The following is a 16,342-nucleotide window of genomic DNA, read 5'->3' on the forward strand; positions in this document are numbered from 1 at the left end:
ATGGCTGACACACTAAAGGCGGATATCGTCGTCATTGGCTCGGGCGTTGCAGGTGGCTTAGTCGCCCACCAATTAGCGATGGCAGGGAAGTCTGTTTTGATTTTAGAAGCGGGCCCGCGCCTTTCTCGCTGGGAAATTGTAGAAAATTTCCGCAATCAGCCTGATAAATCAGACAATATGGCTCCTTACCCTTCAACATCCTATGCCCCTCACCCAGAATCTAATCCTAATAATAACTATCTGATTCAAAAGGGCGAACATCCGTACGATGTGCAGTATATCCGTGCGGTTGGTGGCACCACCTGGCATTGGGCCGCATCGGCATGGCGTTTTTTGCCGAACGATTTCAAGCTAAAAACCGTGTATGGCGTGGGTCGCGACTGGCCGATTGAATATGCCGCACTGGAAAAGTGGTATTTCCGCGCCGAACAAGAGCTCGGTGTCTGGGGGCCGAGTGATGAAGACTTAGGCTCACCGCGCAGCGAACCTTATCCGATGGCCCCGTTGCCACTATCGTGGAATGAGCAGCGCATCAAAACCGTATTAAACAGCCACAGTTTTAATGGCAGTGATTTTAATGTGGTAACCGAACCGGTTGCTCGTAACAGCCGTCCTTACGATGGCCGCCCGACCTGTTGTGGCAATAATAATTGCATGCCAATTTGCCCGATCGGTGCCATGTACAACGGCATCACCCATGTAGAAAAGGCCGAGCGTGCCGGGGCTATCGTCCGTCCACAAGCAGTGGTCTATAAACTGGAAGTGAATGATCAGCAGCAAATTACCGCTGCACTGTTTAAGGATGCGCAAGGTAATGAACATCGCGCCGAAGGTCAGTATTTTGTGCTGGCGGCCAATGGCATTGAGATTCCAAAACTGATGCTGATGTCCACCAGTGATAAAAACCCACGCGGCGTGGGGAATAGCTCGGATATGGTGGGTCGTAATCTGATGGACCATCCGGGTACCGGTGTCACCTTTATGGCCAGTGAGCCGCTATGGCCGGGGCGTGGCCCGCAGGAAATGACCTCGTTGATTGGCTTTCGTGATGGGGCGTTTCGATCTGAATATGCGGCGAAAAAAATTCATCTGTCTAACTTGTCGCGCACTGATCAAGTCACTATCGAGTTACTTTCTCAAGGGGATTTGCAGCTCGGGCCGCAACTGGACGCTAAAATTCGGGATCGTGCGGCGCGGTTTGTGCAGTTCGATAGCTTCCACGAGATTTTGCCGCATGTAGAAAATCGTATTATCCCCAGTGCGACAGAGAAAGATGCTATCGGTATTCCCAAACCTGAATTTTACTATGCAATGGATGATTACGTTCGCAAAAGTGCGGTGCATACCCAGCAAGTTTATGCTGAGGCGGCAAGGTTAATGGGCGGCACTGAAGTTCAGTTCCACAATAATTTCGCCAACAATAATCATATTACCGGCACCACCATCATGGGTAATGATCCGAAAGATTCAGTGGTAGACAGTGATTGCCGCACCCATGACCATAAAAATTTATTTATCGCCAGCAGCAGTGTGATGCCAACTGTGGGGTCAGTGAACTGTACCTTGACGATTGCCGCGCTCTCTTTGCGCATCGCTGAAACATTAAAGGCCGAGGTGTAAGATGAAAAAACTAACCCTGGGTCACTCAGTGAAATTGCTGCTTCTTGCATTGGGATGTGCCGCCAGCGGGTATGCCAGCGCTGACGCTAACTTGATTGCGCGTGGTGAGTATCTGACCAAAGCCGCTGACTGCGTGGCCTGCCACACCACCAAAGACGGCAAACCTTTTGCCGGTGGATTGGCATTTAAAACCCCGATGGGAACACTGTATTCACCCAACATTACCCCGGATAAAGCAACCGGGATTGGTAGTTGGACCGATGAAGAGTTTTTGCGCGCATTGCATGAAGGGAAAGGGAAAAATGGTGAAAATCTCTATCCGGCATTTCCTTATACCTCCTACACCTTGCTAAAGGATGATGACGTCAAAGCGATCAAAGCTTATCTGTTTAGCTTGCCAGCAGTGCATCAGCCAAATCGTGAAAATGATATGCCGTTCCCATTCAATCAGCGCTGGGGATTATGGTTCTGGAATCTGGTGAACTTCGACGGGCAGCGCTTCGAACCTGATAGCAGCAAAGATGCACAATGGAATCAGGGCGCTTACTTTGTTGAGGCGCTAGGGCACTGCGGTGAATGTCATACGCCACGAAATATCACCATGGGCATGAAAGACAGCAAAGCCTATGCGGGTACTGAGATTGATGGTTGGACGGCATTCAATATTACCTCAGACCCTCATGCCGGGATTGGTGGCTGGAGCCAGGAGCAGATTGTGCAATATCTGCGTAGCGGCCATGTTGACGGCAAAGCTCAGGCTGCGGGGCCAATGGCGGAAGTGATTGAAAATAGTACTCGCCACTTAACCGATAGCGATCTGAATGCGATGGCAGTTTATCTGCGCACCTTGAAACCATTGAATCCAGATGATGAAACTAAGAGTCGTTCAGATTGGGGGCAGCCCGCAACCAGTGTTAATACTTTACGCGGCATGCCGTTCACAGCAGATAACAACACCGAGGGTGCGCGTTTGTATTTAGGGAATTGCGCTTCTTGCCATGGTTTTACCGGTGAGGGTGTACAGGATGGTTACTATCCTTCACTGATGAAGAATTCGGTGGTCGGGGCGTCGGCACCTAATAATCTGATTAATGTGATTCTCCACGGTGTATCGCGTAAAACGAATGATGGCGCAGTATTTATGCCTGGTTTTGCAAACACATTGACGGATGAACAGGTGGTGAGTTTGAGTAATTATTTGCTGCAGCAGTTTGGGCAACCGGCACTGAATATCAAAGCTGATGATGTCAAAACATTGCGCGGAGAGTAATTTCGCTCATTATTTATAAAAACATAAGGGAGCCTCAGCTCCCTTATGAGTTTTCGTTAATTACTCTTTTCAAGTTCGTTCGCCAGTTTATGAGCATTTATCTGCAAATTTGGTGTTACATTCTTCATACTATCAAAAAAATTAGGGAATTCTTTGCTAATTTTCACTGCCTGTTCATTATTGCAATGTAAGCTGTTGGATACGCAGTTTCGTAATTGCATGATCAGGTTTGACTTGTTTTCTGAGTTTAATATTATGTTGTTTAGTGAATGTGCTTTTTTATTTATTATGTCAGAGCTAAGTCTTTCTTCATTTAAATTAAAACGTACTCCTCCACCACAGGATATATAATGTATTTCATTTTCAACTCGTGTGTCATAGGTGAAAAGTCTCTTGTTCGATGGGATGGTGTCATAAGAAACATTAGAGTCAAAAATAAAGACCACCTTATCTATTTGACTATTGTCTGTATCTAACTGACTGAATCTAAATGATGTTGCATCGTTACTCATGAAGTTGGAAATTTGTGTTTTTTCCATATTTGCCTTGACGTAATATTGTTCCTCACCACTTTCTAATTTAACCGAGTTAAGCTGGATTACTTTTCTATCACCTAACCTCCCAACTGTGTCTTCTGGTTCGAATTGAGGAGTCAAAGAGTGACTGATTGAACTTATAATATGGTCTATTGCATGTTTTCTGCTTTCTAATATTTCACTGTGGTTGTTTTTTTCTGATGATACACTATTCAATTGAGTGATATGCGTTGTTGTAAGGTTCGGTATGTTTGATATAGGGCCCATAAATAGTCCTTTTAAAATTGACTGAATCACAAATCTATTGTATTGAATAAATTCAAATTTACTATTCAGGCTTTTATCTGGGTTTTATCCTATACAGATGTAAAATTATTTAATCTTTTCATTATGCCAATGCATTAAAATATAGTCACCGTCATTGCTTCTACCGGTGGCAATCGGTACCCAGCCGTTTTTTTGATAAAAAGCCAGTGCCTGCTGGTTTTTTGCTAAACATTTTAATGAACCATGAGTGGTAAATAGCTCTTGTGCCGCCTGCAATAATGCTTTTCCCGCCCCGCGATGCTGCATTTTCGGATCAACGAACAGATTATGCAGGAAACTCTCTTCCATAAATATGGAGGCAAAACCGAGGTGCTCATCACCGTCGATAGCGACCAAAATGGTCTCCCCAAGAGTGGTGCGGTCAAAATCTTCCAGACGAAAACGCTCCCCATCCAACCAGCTAAAAGTTGCCCGACGTGCTGCCAAATACAAGGTGCGTAAAAATGGGCGGTCACTCTCTTGATACGGTCGAATCTTGATACTCATGCTGTGGTTTGCCTACGTCTGTGAAATTGATCATTGGGATAACTAATACAGGATTGATCTTCTACCATCTGCCCGTGATAATAACAATTCTGACTCGGGGTGCCTGCCACAAACAGTGGCATGGCTGAGATATTACCCGTATTACCTGATCTGGATTATGCCAGCGTAGGGAAGTCGCGGTATCGCAGGGTACCGTCTTCTTGACCGCCGGTTAGGAGGAATATGTACGTTCAACCTGCCGTTTTTTCTTCAGTTGTTGCCACTCACACCGCACCATTGGCCATCTTGCCTGCTGATATATCTGCGGGGACGCATTCATGACGCGCATAAATGCACTCACCATTGCTGGAACTGACCCGAGTGGTGGCGCAGGTATTCAGGCGGATCTAAAAACCTTTTCAGCATTACAAGCTTACGGCACCACAGTGATCACCGCATTGGTGGCGCAAAATACCCGTGGCGTACAGTCGGTCTATCCCATCGAACCCGCGTTTGTTGCGGCTCAATTAGATTCGGTCCTCAGTGATGTGCGCATTGATAGCGCCAAAATAGGCATGCTGGCTAATGCGGATATTGTGGATATTGTTGCCACGCAACTGCGTCGCTACCCGATTCCATTTGTGGTGCTGGATACCGTGATGGTCGCCAAAAGCGGTGATCCACTGCTGGCACCAGAGGCAGTTGATGCCGTGCGTCGGCTGCTGCTACCTCAGGTTGCCTTGATTACCCCTAATTTGCCAGAAGCTGCGGCATTACTGGGTTGCCAGCCAGCACATGATGAGCAAGAGATGTGTGAACAAGGGCGAGCGCTGTTGGCTTTAGGTTGTCAGGGAGTGCTGATGAAAGGGGGCCATTTGAGTGGTGAAGATAGCCCAGACTGGCTGTTTACCCCCCACAGTGAACAGCGTTTTGTGACTCGTCGGGTTGCAACCCGGCATACCCACGGCACGGGCTGTACCTTATCGGCAGCACTGGCAGCATTACGGCCACGACACGCAGATTGGGCCGATACCGTGAATGCCGCCAAACATTACTTACAAGGGGCACTGGAGCAAGCCGATACCCTTGAGGTGGGGCAGGGGATTGGGCCGGTGCATCATTTTCATCAATGGTGGTAATATCCTTCATCCTTGACATTGCTGCGGTGTTAGCGGCGCTCATGCGCCCGAATCACTTACTCAAGTAAGCTCATCGGGACTTTTTCGCTTGCTGCCTTGCCGCAATGCCAATGATTTTGGATATATCCTGCGCCCTTGACACTGCTGCGGTGTTAGCGGCGCTCATGCGCCCGAATCACTGACTTGGTATTGGATGAGTGCTATTCCGCTTTCTGTGCCAGCAAATAGCGCTGTGTCATTGTAAACATGGCGATGGCACGTTGCAGATGATGAGCATCAAACCGGTTAAGCAGATAACTGTCAGCACCTTTACGTGGGCGAATGCGCAGTGACAGTTTTGGCTCGCCAGCTTCGTCCTTTATGAGGTCGAACTGATAGCTGCCAATATCTTTTTCATCTTCCCGCCAGGAAATTTGTACTGCGGGTAGGGGATTTTCTGCTGTTGGCTGCCTAATGGCAAAAAAGTAATCTCCCGCCCAAAAACCGGCGTAATCCCCGTCAGCTTGTAAATGTTTAGTCTTGAAAATGGGGGCGGCGACGAGCTGGTTAATAACATCGCCGGTGATTTCTTGATGTGCTTGCTGCCACAGTGGGGCATTATTTTCTAACTGCCAGCAGGCGGCCCCCAGATAGTCATTCAATGCGCGCCAATCATTATCCAACTGATGCCGCAATTCCTCCTCGAGAATATTGCGATATTGCTGCATACCACTGGGTTGATCGCCCAGAGTTTCGTAAGTGATTAACTCCATAGTGCGCGGTTTGCGGCGAAAACTCATCCACAGCACCATTTTGGGGATACGAAATTCAATCGATTGAATGCTCAGCCGATAGCGATCCCCCATGTTGACCACAAAACCATTAGCCGTTCCGCGTTTATTCTGATAATTCCGCACCACGACCACACTATTTAGCCCCATCCAACCAGTGACATAGTGTTCACTGTCAGAGTTGGCGACATCCAGGTCAATCACCATTTGGACGATTTTATCGCTCTCAAGTTTGTCCAGCGGATGGGCATCCTCGGCGGAGTAATACAGCTTCTCGGGGGCTTCGGGTAACTCAAGGGTTAACATGGTATGGCCTTTATCGGGAGTTTATAGCCGAGATATTCCTCGGCTCATTGATATCTGGTTTATAGCTTACCTTAAGCTGTCATACAGATTGCGCTATAACGAGAATTAGGATGAAAATTCGTGCTATGGATCAACTTTTTCGCCAGTTAGCGGTCCTAGACATGCAAACTAATATCACGCCTGCAAATTCATTGCACAGAGGCTAGTTCAAGGCCCGGCGAGTAGACTAATCAGATAATAAGGATTTTCGATAATGAAAGGTCATCACACCCTCCATTGTCTTGTTGCTGCAGCAATACTCAGTGCCAGCTCCTGGACTATGGCACAGCCGGCTACCTCAGTGGCATCAGCACCTGTTCAGACCGCACCAGCTAAACCTCTTCCGACCACCGCCGACCTTCTGCAACAGCCTGTTTATAAAAATAGTTGGCAAAAAATGGTGAAAAGCCAGAAAAATCTACCCGCATGGGCGCGTAAAGGGGTAGGGACGTCCGGGCCTTATGAGGTCATCAACTGGGAAGGGCAGCAATATAAAGTGGGGCGTATCTGTAAACCCCATGATTGCAGCAATAACTTTATGTGGGTGGCATTTAGTCGGGATAAAAAACAAAGCTGGCAGGCGTGGGGGATGCGAGTCTCTGTGGATGACAAGCCGCAAGCTCTCGATAACCCGAGCCAGTTTGCCACCCATCAGTGGCTGGGCCGCCCTGATGAGAAGGTGCAGGCCATGTTGAAACAGCAGCTACAACAAGATCCTAACTGGCACTAGTTAATCGTCGGAGCATGATAATTAACTGCCACTATCATGCTCCAATGATTGGAAGGAGGAGTCAGCCGACTCCGGCCTGATGCAAGTCATGCAGGTTGATCGCACCGACTAACTTCCCATCCAGATTCACCACTGGGGCCGCACTAATATGATGTTGGTGCAGGGCTTCCAGTGCTTCACCCGCGCGCCACTGTTCTGGCAACCGGTAGCCCGGTCGGGTAATTGCCCCGGTAAGAGGTTGCTGTAAAGTCCCCCCCTTGACTAACCAGCGGCGCAAGTCACCATCGGTGAATACTCCCACCACCCGTTGATTTGGATCGCATACAGCGACCAGCCCTAACCCGGTGCGGCTTAACTCCAGCATGGCTTCCATCACGCTGTCAGACTCATTGACCACCGGCAAACGATCACCGGTTCTCATTAAATGATGAACTCGGTTAAGCAACCGCGCACCCAAACTGCCACCGGGATGTGAACGGGCAAAATCTTCTGCATTGAAACCGCGATGGCGCATGAGTGCCATCGCCAGCGCATCCCCCATCATCAGGGTATTGACTGCACTGGATGTTGGCGCTAACCCCATTGGGCAGGCTTCGTGTTCAACACTGATATCCAACACACAGGCGGCACCGAGCGCTAATGGCGACTCTTTGCCCCCGGTAATTGCAATCACCGGAATGTGACTGTCGGCCAGCAAGGGCAGAATCAAATCCAGCTCTTTGGCGCGGCCTGAATAAGAGATAAAAATCAACACGTCCTGCGGGCCAATCATGCCCAAATCACCGTGCAATGCTTCGGCAGGATGAACGAAAAAGGCTGGGGTGCCGGTACTGGCCAGTGAGGCAGCGATTTTTTTGCCAATATGGCCGGATTTGCCGATACCGGAAACAACCGCTTTGCCAGTGCAGGCCAATAATAATTCACAGGCTCGGACAAAATTATCATCTAAACGGGATAACAAGCGCTGAGCTTCGGTTAGCTCAATTTCCAGGGTTTCACGGGCATAGGTAAGCAGTGGATTAGTCATCTTTATCAACCAGAATGATGTTAATGCCCATTTTCTGCAGTTCCTGCAAATATTCGTCGCTAATACCTTTATCGGTAATCAGGGTATCAACCATATTCAGCGCACAAACTACATTCGGGCTTTTACGGCCAAATTTGGAAGAGTCAACGAGCAGGATGATGCGACTGGCGGCGTGACACATTGCGGTACTGACATGATAAACTTCGTTAAACGTGGTGACACCAGCATTAAGATCAACACCATCCGCGCCGATAAACAGCTTATCAAAACTAAACTTATCAAAAGCAGACTCAGCCAGACTACCATGAAAAGAGGCTGAGCCTTTACGGTAAGTACCGCCTGGCATCAAAATGGTCTGATCGTTATCCAACTCGACCAATTCATTAACGATATGCAGGCTATTGGTCATCACCGTAATATTGTTGAATTTTGTCAGGTGCGGCACCATTTGCAGCACCGTACTGCCCGCATCAAAAACCAAACTATCACCGTCTTTAATCAATTTGCTGGCAGCTTTGGCGATCTGTTTTTTCTTTTCAGTATTAATATGCGTTTTACGATCAATGGGTTGCTCAACATCATCGCGATTTAATACGACCCCTCCGTAGGTGCGAATGACCGCCCCTTCATTTTCAAGGCTGGTTAAATCTTTGCGGATAGTGGTACCCGTAGTCGAAAAATGGGCGGCGAGTTGATCGACGGCCGTTTTACCGTGTTGCTGGAGATATTCCAGGATAGCGACTTGTCGCTGCTTTGGTTTCATAACGATTCCTGCTCAAGTATTTCCATTGCCTCTTTTTCAGGCATAACTTTCACATGAAAAAGAATAACTTTCATTGTGAAAATATCATGATTTCGGTTTAATCGCTAATGATAGTGCAGTTTGACATGCTGTATCCGTAGGGAAGATCACATCCGGGATTAAATCCTGCTGATGCAAACCGTGAAGGTGCGTTAATGTACGTGGACGAGCAAAAACACTGATTCCCCGCATGATCATGCTGTCACTGACGCGCATATTTTCATCAAAAGCCAGTGCCATCACCACTCTGGGTTTAAATCGACCACCAGAACGGCCAACGCCAACTGATTTACTGTGCTGGCATAACCGGTCAAAAGCGCGGTTAAACCGATTGATTTGCCACCAGCCGAGCAAAATTTGCAGTACCCAGGCAATAATAACAACGGTGATTAGTGCGGATGTTGGTGTCATATTTTGCCCCTTTTACTCTTCGCCCTTGGTGTTACAGTGGTGCTCGCTGTAACACCAAAAACCTTGAGTCAATATTTAAAACATCACTTGCCCACCAGTGATATTGATTGATTGGCCAGTACAGTAGGCCGCTTTATCACTGGCATAGAACAGCAGGGTGTTTAATACATCTTGGTAATCACAACCCCGTTTTAGTGGCACTTTATCGGTATAATACTTTTCAACTTCTTCTGGCATAATGCCCAATTTAGCTGCGTATTGCGGTAAAAGTGACTGGAACATCGGCGATTTTAACAGATTGCCTAACATCAGTGAATGCACGGTGATACCGTAATCTGCCAAATCCAGTGCCAATGACTGTGTCAGACCCACACCACCGAATTTCGCTGCACTGTAACCGGAGTTGTGTTTGCTGCCCACTTTACCTGATTTAGAATTGATTTGGATGATGCGACCGGCAATACCATCACGAATCATTAAACGGGAGAATTCACGAGCACATAAGAAATAGCCCACCAGATTTACTTGGAGTGAACGGTCGAAATCATCCAGAGGGAAGTCAGTGATCGGGGCCGCTTTGGCAATACCCGCGCTATAAACCAATAAATTGGTTTGGTGGAAGCTTTGATCGACGGCTTTTGCCAGCATCTGCACACTGTTTTCGTTGGTGGCATCCACCTGAAAACCTTGCGCGCTGCCAGCACCATACTTGGCATTAATCTGGTCGGCAACTAACTGCGCGTTATCTGAATTTAAGTCAGCAACCGCCACTTTATAACCTGATTCGGCCAGACCGTGGCACAAGAATGCGCCCAGAGTTTGCCCACCACCGATAACTACTGCTACTTGTGTCATATACACCTCCAATACCCTTGGTCATTGAAGCTGCAGCTGTGTAAGCCCCGAATCACTGGTGCGAGTCAGTGATCCAGAACTATTGCTATGCTGCGACTTCAATAACTTTGGGGATAAATTAATAAATAAATTAGCGAATAAATTTCAATGCACTGCCGACTGGAATATCACTGGGTGTCGGGCCAATAACATGAATGGAGCCGGGAAACTCAGGCTGCTCGTCACCATTGAAACGAATAGTGACGTGGCCCAGTTCTCGTAGGTTCTGGGTGGCAACTTCACCTACCGCGGTGATGACATAACGCTGTTGTGCCAGTTCCATAATGTTGCCTGCCTGTAATTCCCCATCGGTGGTGCTGTGCTGGTGGATAAAACAGAACTCTTCAATATCTTTAGGTGCCCCTTCGCGGAAGGTGATGAGCATGTCATCCAACAGCGCCTCGCGGGCGCTATCACCGATATTGATAATGGTTGTCTGATAAATAGTATTCATACGTACATCCTTAACCGTTGAATGTATTACCGAAAATCCTTGTTATGCTCTTGCCGATTGCCTAAGTCTTACTGATAAATAAAGGCTGATGCGGCCCAGGCAATCAATACTGTTGGAGCCCCTGTCAGGAAGCGGCCGACCAGTACGGATGGAACCCCAACCCGCACGGTATCTTGCTTCGCTTCGGCCAGAGACAGGCCCACCGGGATAAAGTCACATGCCGCCTGAGCATTAATCGCAAATAACGCTGGCAGGGCCAATTGTGGTGGGATATTCCCCAAACCAATTTGTACCCCAACCAATACGCCGATAACTTGCGCAATAACGGCCCCTGGGCCTAAGAACGGTGACAACAGCGGGAAGGAACAGATCAATGCCAAGAGCACTAACCCTATTGGGCTGCTAGCCAGCGGTGTTAAGCCGTGAGCAATAAAATCACCTAAACCGGAGGCCATGATGATGCCGATTAATGCTGACACGAAGGCCATAAACGGCAGGATAGTTTTCAGCACCGTATCAATAGTGTCGCGGCCTGACTGGAAGAAGACGGCAACCACAGAGCCCATGCCCATCCCAACTTTTGCCAGCAAACCATCACTTTGCTCAGTGATTTTCTTGCTGGTGTCGTAATCACGCCCCCCTTTAGCCGAGGTTGTCTCCGCCGCTTTTGGCTGGGTTTCAACCGGTTCTACTGCTGAAACGGCGGCTGTGGCATTGTCGGTTCCACTGATTTTCTGAATATTTTTTTCACGCACACCAGAGACATAAATATCTTCCAGTATGTATTGCGCCATTGGCCCAGATTGACCGGTTGAATGGATATTGACTGTCGGAATGCGGCGCTTTGGATAAAGACCACAACGTAAGGTTCCGCCGCAGTCGATGATAGCAACCGCTATCTCTGCTGCTGGTGGTTCACCTTCTTTAAATCCATCTACCGCTTCCCAGCCAGTCAGTTCACTGATGCGGTCAATAATGGCCGGGCGGGTACCGGCAGTGATGTAAACAATTTTTTTACCGGGGACGATTGGCAATACCAGTGGGCCACCCCAGCCGCCTTCGCCTTTTTCAATCCGGATAAATTCACTCATGATCTGCTCCACACAGTCTGCCGTTAACTGACATTAAAAGTTAACTGACCTATTAAAGTTGTACGGTACGATCCAGACGGATACCCATCTTGCGTTCGAAGATAGAGGTCGTCAGGTCAGTAACCCAGCCGCGGAAGAAGTTGGTGACCAACCCAACCAAGAAGTAGCTCACCGCCAGCGGACCTAATGGCAGGCCCAGAGTGGTTAAACCACTGGCTATACCGAGGAAGACGAACAACTCACCCGGGTTTATGTGTGGGAACAAACCATTCATTGAGTGACAGCTGTAAGAGGCGGCTGCGTAATAACTTGGTTTGTATTTTTCTGGCATAAAGCGTCCGAGACTTAGTGTCATCGGGTTACAGAATACAAAGGTACCGATCAGTGGCAGTAACAGATAACGAGAAACAGGGTTACCTGCGCAACGTTGAGCCAATCGTTCAATTCTGTCCTGACCGACAAACTTGATCAGGGCATTCATGATGACCAACAAACTAATTAATAAAGGTAAAATCCCGGTGACCATTCCAACAAAAACTTCTCCCCCTTTTTGGAAGAGTCCGATAAACCACTCGGCTCCATGGGTTATAAGTTCAATCATTCTTCTTCTCCTGTAATCGAGGTTATGGCTGTTTTTATGAATCCACTTATAACTATCTGTTATGAATGGAAATTTAAGATACCGCTTATTAAAGCGGTTGCAAAATGCTGAGGTATCAGAATGAACTCCATCATCTTGTCTGTCGCCATGTGCACTACCATAATCATTTTTTAGATCTATTTATCGCATATGGATCACACTTTGAAAGGTAAACCTTTCAAAGTGAAGTTTATAAATGAAAGAAAATTGAATTGAAATGAAAGTTTTTGGTGTGAAAGGGATACTAGCCCAAGACAGTATGGGAATAGAACGGGCGGCGGATGTAAGAAAATAGGTTAATAAAATCGAGAATAATCATGGGCTAACCACTGCTAGCCCATGTAGGGGATTAACCTAATAACTCGCAATTGGGGGGAAGACGGCACTGAATGGCATTAGGGATGACTGCAATGCGGAAATGTTTTCCTGAAAGCGGTTCACCATCCAGATTGAAGGTTATTTCATGTGGCGCAGTGATTTCGAGCCAAGGTAGCATTGTCTCAACCACATTTTTGTTTTTTTCACCACTAAACACGCTGGTGAGAAAGGCGGGCAGTAACTCTTCAGCAATCAGCAAACGTAATTGCAGCAGACCATCATTAATCAGCGCGTCGGGGCAGAGAGGTTGCCCGCCACCGGCTTGCCGACCATTACCAATCCCTATCACCAAAGCATCACCGGACCACTCGAAGCTAGGGCCACGGATTTCACAGCTATCGGCTTTAATCGTATCCATGCGCATCAGGCCATGAATAAAGTAAGAAGCACCGCCGAGCACCGCTTTGAGCTTGTCGGGAGTCTCGGTAGTGATGCGGGTACCAAAGCCACCGGTGGCCATATTGATGAAATAGTGTTCACCATTTACTTGCGCTAAATCGATGTCAACGGCCCGGCCTTTGACCGCCAATTGCAATGCATTCTCTATTTGCAGTGGGATATTACAACTGGTGGCAAAATCGTTGGCAGTGCCTAGTGGCAAAATACCCAAACTGGGGCGGTTAGCATCGGGCAATGCCATCAGCGCAGTCACCACTTCATTGATGGTGCCATCTCCGCCACCGGCAATAATAGTATCAACCTTCAAGGTGGTAGCTTCTTGCACATAACGTTTTGCATCACCCTGTTCCCAAGTGACACGAACATGAAGAGTTAAGCCTTCCTCACGCAAGTTTTTGACTGCATCGCGAACATCAAGATTACCGGACCCCTTACCGTTCAGAATGAGAAGGGTATGTGGCATTGACGTCATAACTTGCTCCAGATCATTTCTGCAATAAGGATAACAATAACCCATACCTGTTTAATTTACCTATCAGATTATTCAAGGAATAATGGGGAATATCATCGATAGTTAGGCTTAATAAAAATAGGTTTAATTTTTACTGGAATGTTTATTTGATTGGGATAATTATTATCTTCTGTAGGATAATTCGTGGTATCAGTTTTTTCTTATTATTAGTTAATGTCTTAATAAGAATCATTAATAACAACCAATTAATAAAAGTTAAGTATTATCAATGTATTAGAGGTAAAAAAGAAAAGGCCAGCCCAAGGGAGATTGGGCTAGCCAAGGAGGTGGTTCCTAGTCTTGCTTTAAAACTTTTTTAGTTCTTGATTGTACTCGAGCTATACTACCCCAGTGTAATTATAATTGATGTGATCCATTTCTAATATTTGCTAAAAATGCCATCTTGTCGATGGCATTATTTTTTATTGCTTTACGTTACGCTTTTTCATGGGGATTTCGGCTATTTGTCCCGTTGAGATTACGTATCAGTAAGCCATATTCTACATTAATGTCCGCTGGGATCGGCAAATACATGATATGCCCATTACCCGGTGCTATATCTGCTGGCTGACCTTTTTTATCCTGCATACTTTCGAGTGTAAACTGGATATTACCGCCTGGCGTCATCAATTCAACACTGTCACCGACTGAGAATTTATTTTTGACCACCACTTCAGCCAGGCCATCACGACGGACACCCGTGAACTCCCCAACAAATTGCTGGCGCTCTGACACCGAATAGCCATATTCGTAAGTTTGGTGTTCTTCATGCACATGGCGGCGTAGAAAGCCCTCGGTATAGCCACGGTGGGCTAGACCTTCCAGTGTGGTCAGTAAAGTTGGGTCGAAAGGTTTACCGGCGACAGCATCGTCGATAGCGCGGCGATATACTTGCGCAGTGCGGGCGCAGTAATAAAACGATTTAGTCCGGCCCTCAATTTTCAGCGAATGCACACCTAATTGGGTCAGTCGTTCCACATGCTGGATGGCGCGCAGATCCTTGGAGTTCATGATGTATGTGCCATGCTCATCTTCAGAAGCCGTCATATACTCACCGGGGCGCTGTGCTTCTTCAATCATAAATACTTTATCAGTGGGCGCGCCGATACCCAGTGTCGGTTCGACAGTTTTCACTGGAATAGGCTGGTGGATATGCACGATATTGCCAATATCGTCTTCTTTTCCTTCCTGAACGTTATATTCCCAGCGGCAGGCATTGGTGCATGTGCCCTGATTAGGATCACGTTTATTGATATAGCCGGAGAGCAGGCAACGGCCCGAGTAAGCCATGCACAATGCGCCGTGGACAAAGATTTCCAGCTCCATGTCAGGGACTTGAACTCGGATTTCAGCTATTTCTTCCAGTGATAATTCACGGGATAGAATCACTCGAGTTAAGCCCATCTGCTGCCAGAATTTTACGGTAGCCCAGTTGACGGCGTTGGCTTGCACTGACAGGTGGATATCCATCTGTGGAAAAGCCTCACGCACCATCATGATTAAGCCAGGATCGGACATAATGAGCGCATCCGGGCCCATATCAATCACCGGTTTTAAATCACGCAGAAAGGTTTTCAGCTTAGAGTTATGGGGCGCAATATTGACCACCACATAGAAGCGCTTGCCTAAAGCATGTGCTTCCTGAATCCCTAAGGCCAAATTCTCGTGATTGAATTCATTATTTCGCACTCGCAGGCTATAGCGCGGTTGACCGGCATAGACGGCATCTGCCCCATAGGCAAAGGCATAGCGCATGTTTTTCAGGGTACCGGCAGGTGATAATAATTCCGGTGTAAAAGGTGTATTTGATGCTGGTGTAGATGACGACATATAGTGGCTCTCAGTCTGAGTTCAAGTCAGAACCACGCCCGCAGGGGGTGGCTTTACCCCAAATAATTGCCGTTGCAGGTAGGCTGCTCGCCAGTAATCCTGCGACTTCAAGTATGAAGGGGATAAAAGCCGGGGATTGTAACCTCGTGCTTCTCGAAAATCAGCCATCGCACAATCTTTGTAAGGTTTAAATGATCTGGATCAATTTAAGCGATTTTTAGTGGTTTTTGCTGCGAGGAAGTTATCTGTTTATTGCATGAAAAGTGGTCGTAAAATGCGCGGTCACTTGCCCCGCGCATCAATTCTTAGGTAAAGAATATCGGTAAAAAATAGCTCTATCGAATCATTAAAAATTACAGCGTCAGATCTTTAATTGTCGTGGTCGGGCCATTTTTTGTCACAGAGGCAATACCATTTTTGGCGGCAGCTTCAGAACTGTAGGATTCGCTGATACCAATAACTTGATGATTTTTTGCTTTCAAGACGAAATAAGGTTCATTTTTCGTATTGTGCTTCAGTTCATACTGGCTTTCATGTGGGGAGTTACTTTGCACTGAGGTGATGCCATTCTCAGCCGAAGCTTTACTGGCATACATCTCACTGGAGAGAATAATTTCGCCATTGCTGGCTTTCAGATTGAAATGGTACTGCCCATTCTTTGCCTTTTTAATCTCATAGTGACCCATGGCCATAGTTTTGCTCC

General features: G+C 47.2%; 17 protein-coding genes and 1 riboswitch. Of the genes, 4 read left to right on the top strand and 13 right to left on the bottom strand.

Annotation, left to right across the window (positions count from 1 at the left end):
• Both FTA96_RS05565 and FTA96_RS05570 read left to right on the top strand, forming a co-directional pair.
• Positions 1–1,620 carry a GMC family oxidoreductase gene (locus tag FTA96_RS05565; protein WP_050135114.1) on the top strand — a complete coding sequence of 540 codons (1,620 nt, stop codon included), beginning with the start codon at positions 1–3 and terminating at the stop codon, positions 1,618–1,620.
• Between the two features lies 1 nt (position 1,621).
• Positions 1,622–2,890: a cytochrome c gene (locus tag FTA96_RS05570; protein ID WP_186372853.1), complete on the top strand. Its 1,269-nt coding sequence runs from the start codon at positions 1,622–1,624 to the stop codon at positions 2,888–2,890.
• Positions 2,891–2,946: 56 nt separating this feature from the next.
• Here the strand turns inward: FTA96_RS05570 and FTA96_RS05575 are convergent, their stop codons facing one another.
• Complete coding sequence (locus tag FTA96_RS05575; protein WP_145573316.1) at positions 2,947–3,693, bottom strand: hypothetical protein; 747 nt, start codon at positions 3,691–3,693, stop codon at positions 2,947–2,949.
• A 105-nt stretch (positions 3,694–3,798) separates the two neighbouring features.
• Entirely contained in the window at positions 3,799–4,239 is a 441-nt protein-coding gene (locus FTA96_RS05580; RefSeq protein WP_050107991.1) for a GNAT family N-acetyltransferase, read from the bottom strand.
• A gap of 85 nt (positions 4,240–4,324) precedes the next feature.
• Positions 4,325–4,428, top strand: a riboswitch (TPP riboswitch).
• Between the two features lie 128 nt (positions 4,429–4,556).
• Between FTA96_RS05580 and thiD the strand changes: the two genes are divergently transcribed.
• Positions 4,557–5,357, top strand: coding sequence for a bifunctional hydroxymethylpyrimidine kinase/phosphomethylpyrimidine kinase (thiD, locus tag FTA96_RS05585; protein ID WP_050122935.1), 801 nt, complete (start codon positions 4,557–4,559; stop codon positions 5,355–5,357).
• A 200-nt stretch (positions 5,358–5,557) separates the two neighbouring features.
• On the opposite strand, the gene FTA96_RS05590 is transcribed toward thiD, so the two are convergent.
• Positions 5,558–6,433 (bottom strand): hypothetical protein, encoded by an 876-nt coding sequence (locus tag FTA96_RS05590; RefSeq protein WP_050107988.1) that lies wholly within the window; start codon positions 6,431–6,433, stop codon positions 5,558–5,560.
• A 253-nt stretch (positions 6,434–6,686) separates the two neighbouring features.
• Between FTA96_RS05590 and FTA96_RS05595 the strand changes: the two genes are divergently transcribed.
• Positions 6,687–7,202, top strand: a complete 516-nt coding sequence (locus FTA96_RS05595; RefSeq protein WP_050107987.1) for an inhibitor of vertebrate lysozyme family protein — start codon at positions 6,687–6,689, stop codon at positions 7,200–7,202.
• A gap of 61 nt (positions 7,203–7,263) precedes the next feature.
• Here the strand turns inward: FTA96_RS05595 and gutQ are convergent, their stop codons facing one another.
• From gutQ to FTA96_RS05645, 10 genes are all read right to left on the bottom strand, one after another.
• Positions 7,264–8,229, bottom strand: coding sequence for an arabinose-5-phosphate isomerase GutQ (gutQ, locus tag FTA96_RS05600; protein ID WP_050317987.1), 966 nt, complete (start codon positions 8,227–8,229; stop codon positions 7,264–7,266).
• Complete coding sequence (srlR, locus tag FTA96_RS05605) at positions 8,222–8,992, bottom strand: glucitol operon DNA-binding transcriptional repressor SrlR (RefSeq protein ID WP_050107983.1); 771 nt, start codon at positions 8,990–8,992, stop codon at positions 8,222–8,224. Before srlR ends, gutQ begins: the two co-directional genes overlap by 8 nt.
• 84 nt (positions 8,993–9,076) lie before the next feature.
• Positions 9,077–9,442, bottom strand: a complete 366-nt coding sequence (gene gutM, locus FTA96_RS05610; RefSeq protein WP_050107981.1) for a transcriptional regulator GutM — start codon at positions 9,440–9,442, stop codon at positions 9,077–9,079.
• 75 nt (positions 9,443–9,517) lie between these two features.
• Positions 9,518–10,297 (bottom strand): sorbitol-6-phosphate dehydrogenase, encoded by a 780-nt coding sequence (gene srlD, locus FTA96_RS05615; RefSeq protein WP_145573318.1) that lies wholly within the window; start codon positions 10,295–10,297, stop codon positions 9,518–9,520.
• A gap of 130 nt (positions 10,298–10,427) precedes the next feature.
• Complete coding sequence (gene srlB / locus FTA96_RS05620; RefSeq protein ID WP_050122928.1) at positions 10,428–10,790, bottom strand: PTS glucitol/sorbitol transporter subunit IIA; 363 nt, start codon at positions 10,788–10,790, stop codon at positions 10,428–10,430.
• A 68-nt stretch (positions 10,791–10,858) separates the two neighbouring features.
• Positions 10,859–11,881 (bottom strand): PTS glucitol/sorbitol transporter subunit IIB, encoded by a 1,023-nt coding sequence (gene srlE / locus FTA96_RS05625; protein WP_050107977.1) that lies wholly within the window; start codon positions 11,879–11,881, stop codon positions 10,859–10,861.
• Positions 11,882–11,933: 52 nt separating this feature from the next.
• On the bottom strand, positions 11,934–12,482 hold the full coding sequence (gene srlA / locus FTA96_RS05630; protein ID WP_032910718.1) for a PTS glucitol/sorbitol transporter subunit IIC: 549 nt from the start codon (positions 12,480–12,482) through the stop codon (positions 11,934–11,936).
• Between the two features lie 388 nt (positions 12,483–12,870).
• Positions 12,871–13,761: a lipid kinase YegS gene (gene yegS / locus FTA96_RS05635; RefSeq protein ID WP_072078622.1), complete on the bottom strand. Its 891-nt coding sequence runs from the start codon at positions 13,759–13,761 to the stop codon at positions 12,871–12,873.
• Between the two features lie 483 nt (positions 13,762–14,244).
• On the bottom strand, positions 14,245–15,639 hold the full coding sequence (gene trhP, locus FTA96_RS05640) for a prephenate-dependent tRNA uridine(34) hydroxylase TrhP (protein ID WP_145573320.1): 1,395 nt from the start codon (positions 15,637–15,639) through the stop codon (positions 14,245–14,247).
• Between the two features lie 353 nt (positions 15,640–15,992).
• Positions 15,993–16,331, bottom strand: coding sequence for a YegP family protein (locus FTA96_RS05645; protein ID WP_050107970.1), 339 nt, complete (start codon positions 16,329–16,331; stop codon positions 15,993–15,995).
• Positions 16,332–16,342 lie beyond the last annotated feature (11 nt).

Source organism: Yersinia alsatica (genome assembly GCF_902170305.1).
GTDB classification, from domain to species: Bacteria; Pseudomonadota; Gammaproteobacteria; order Enterobacterales; family Enterobacteriaceae; genus Yersinia; species Yersinia alsatica.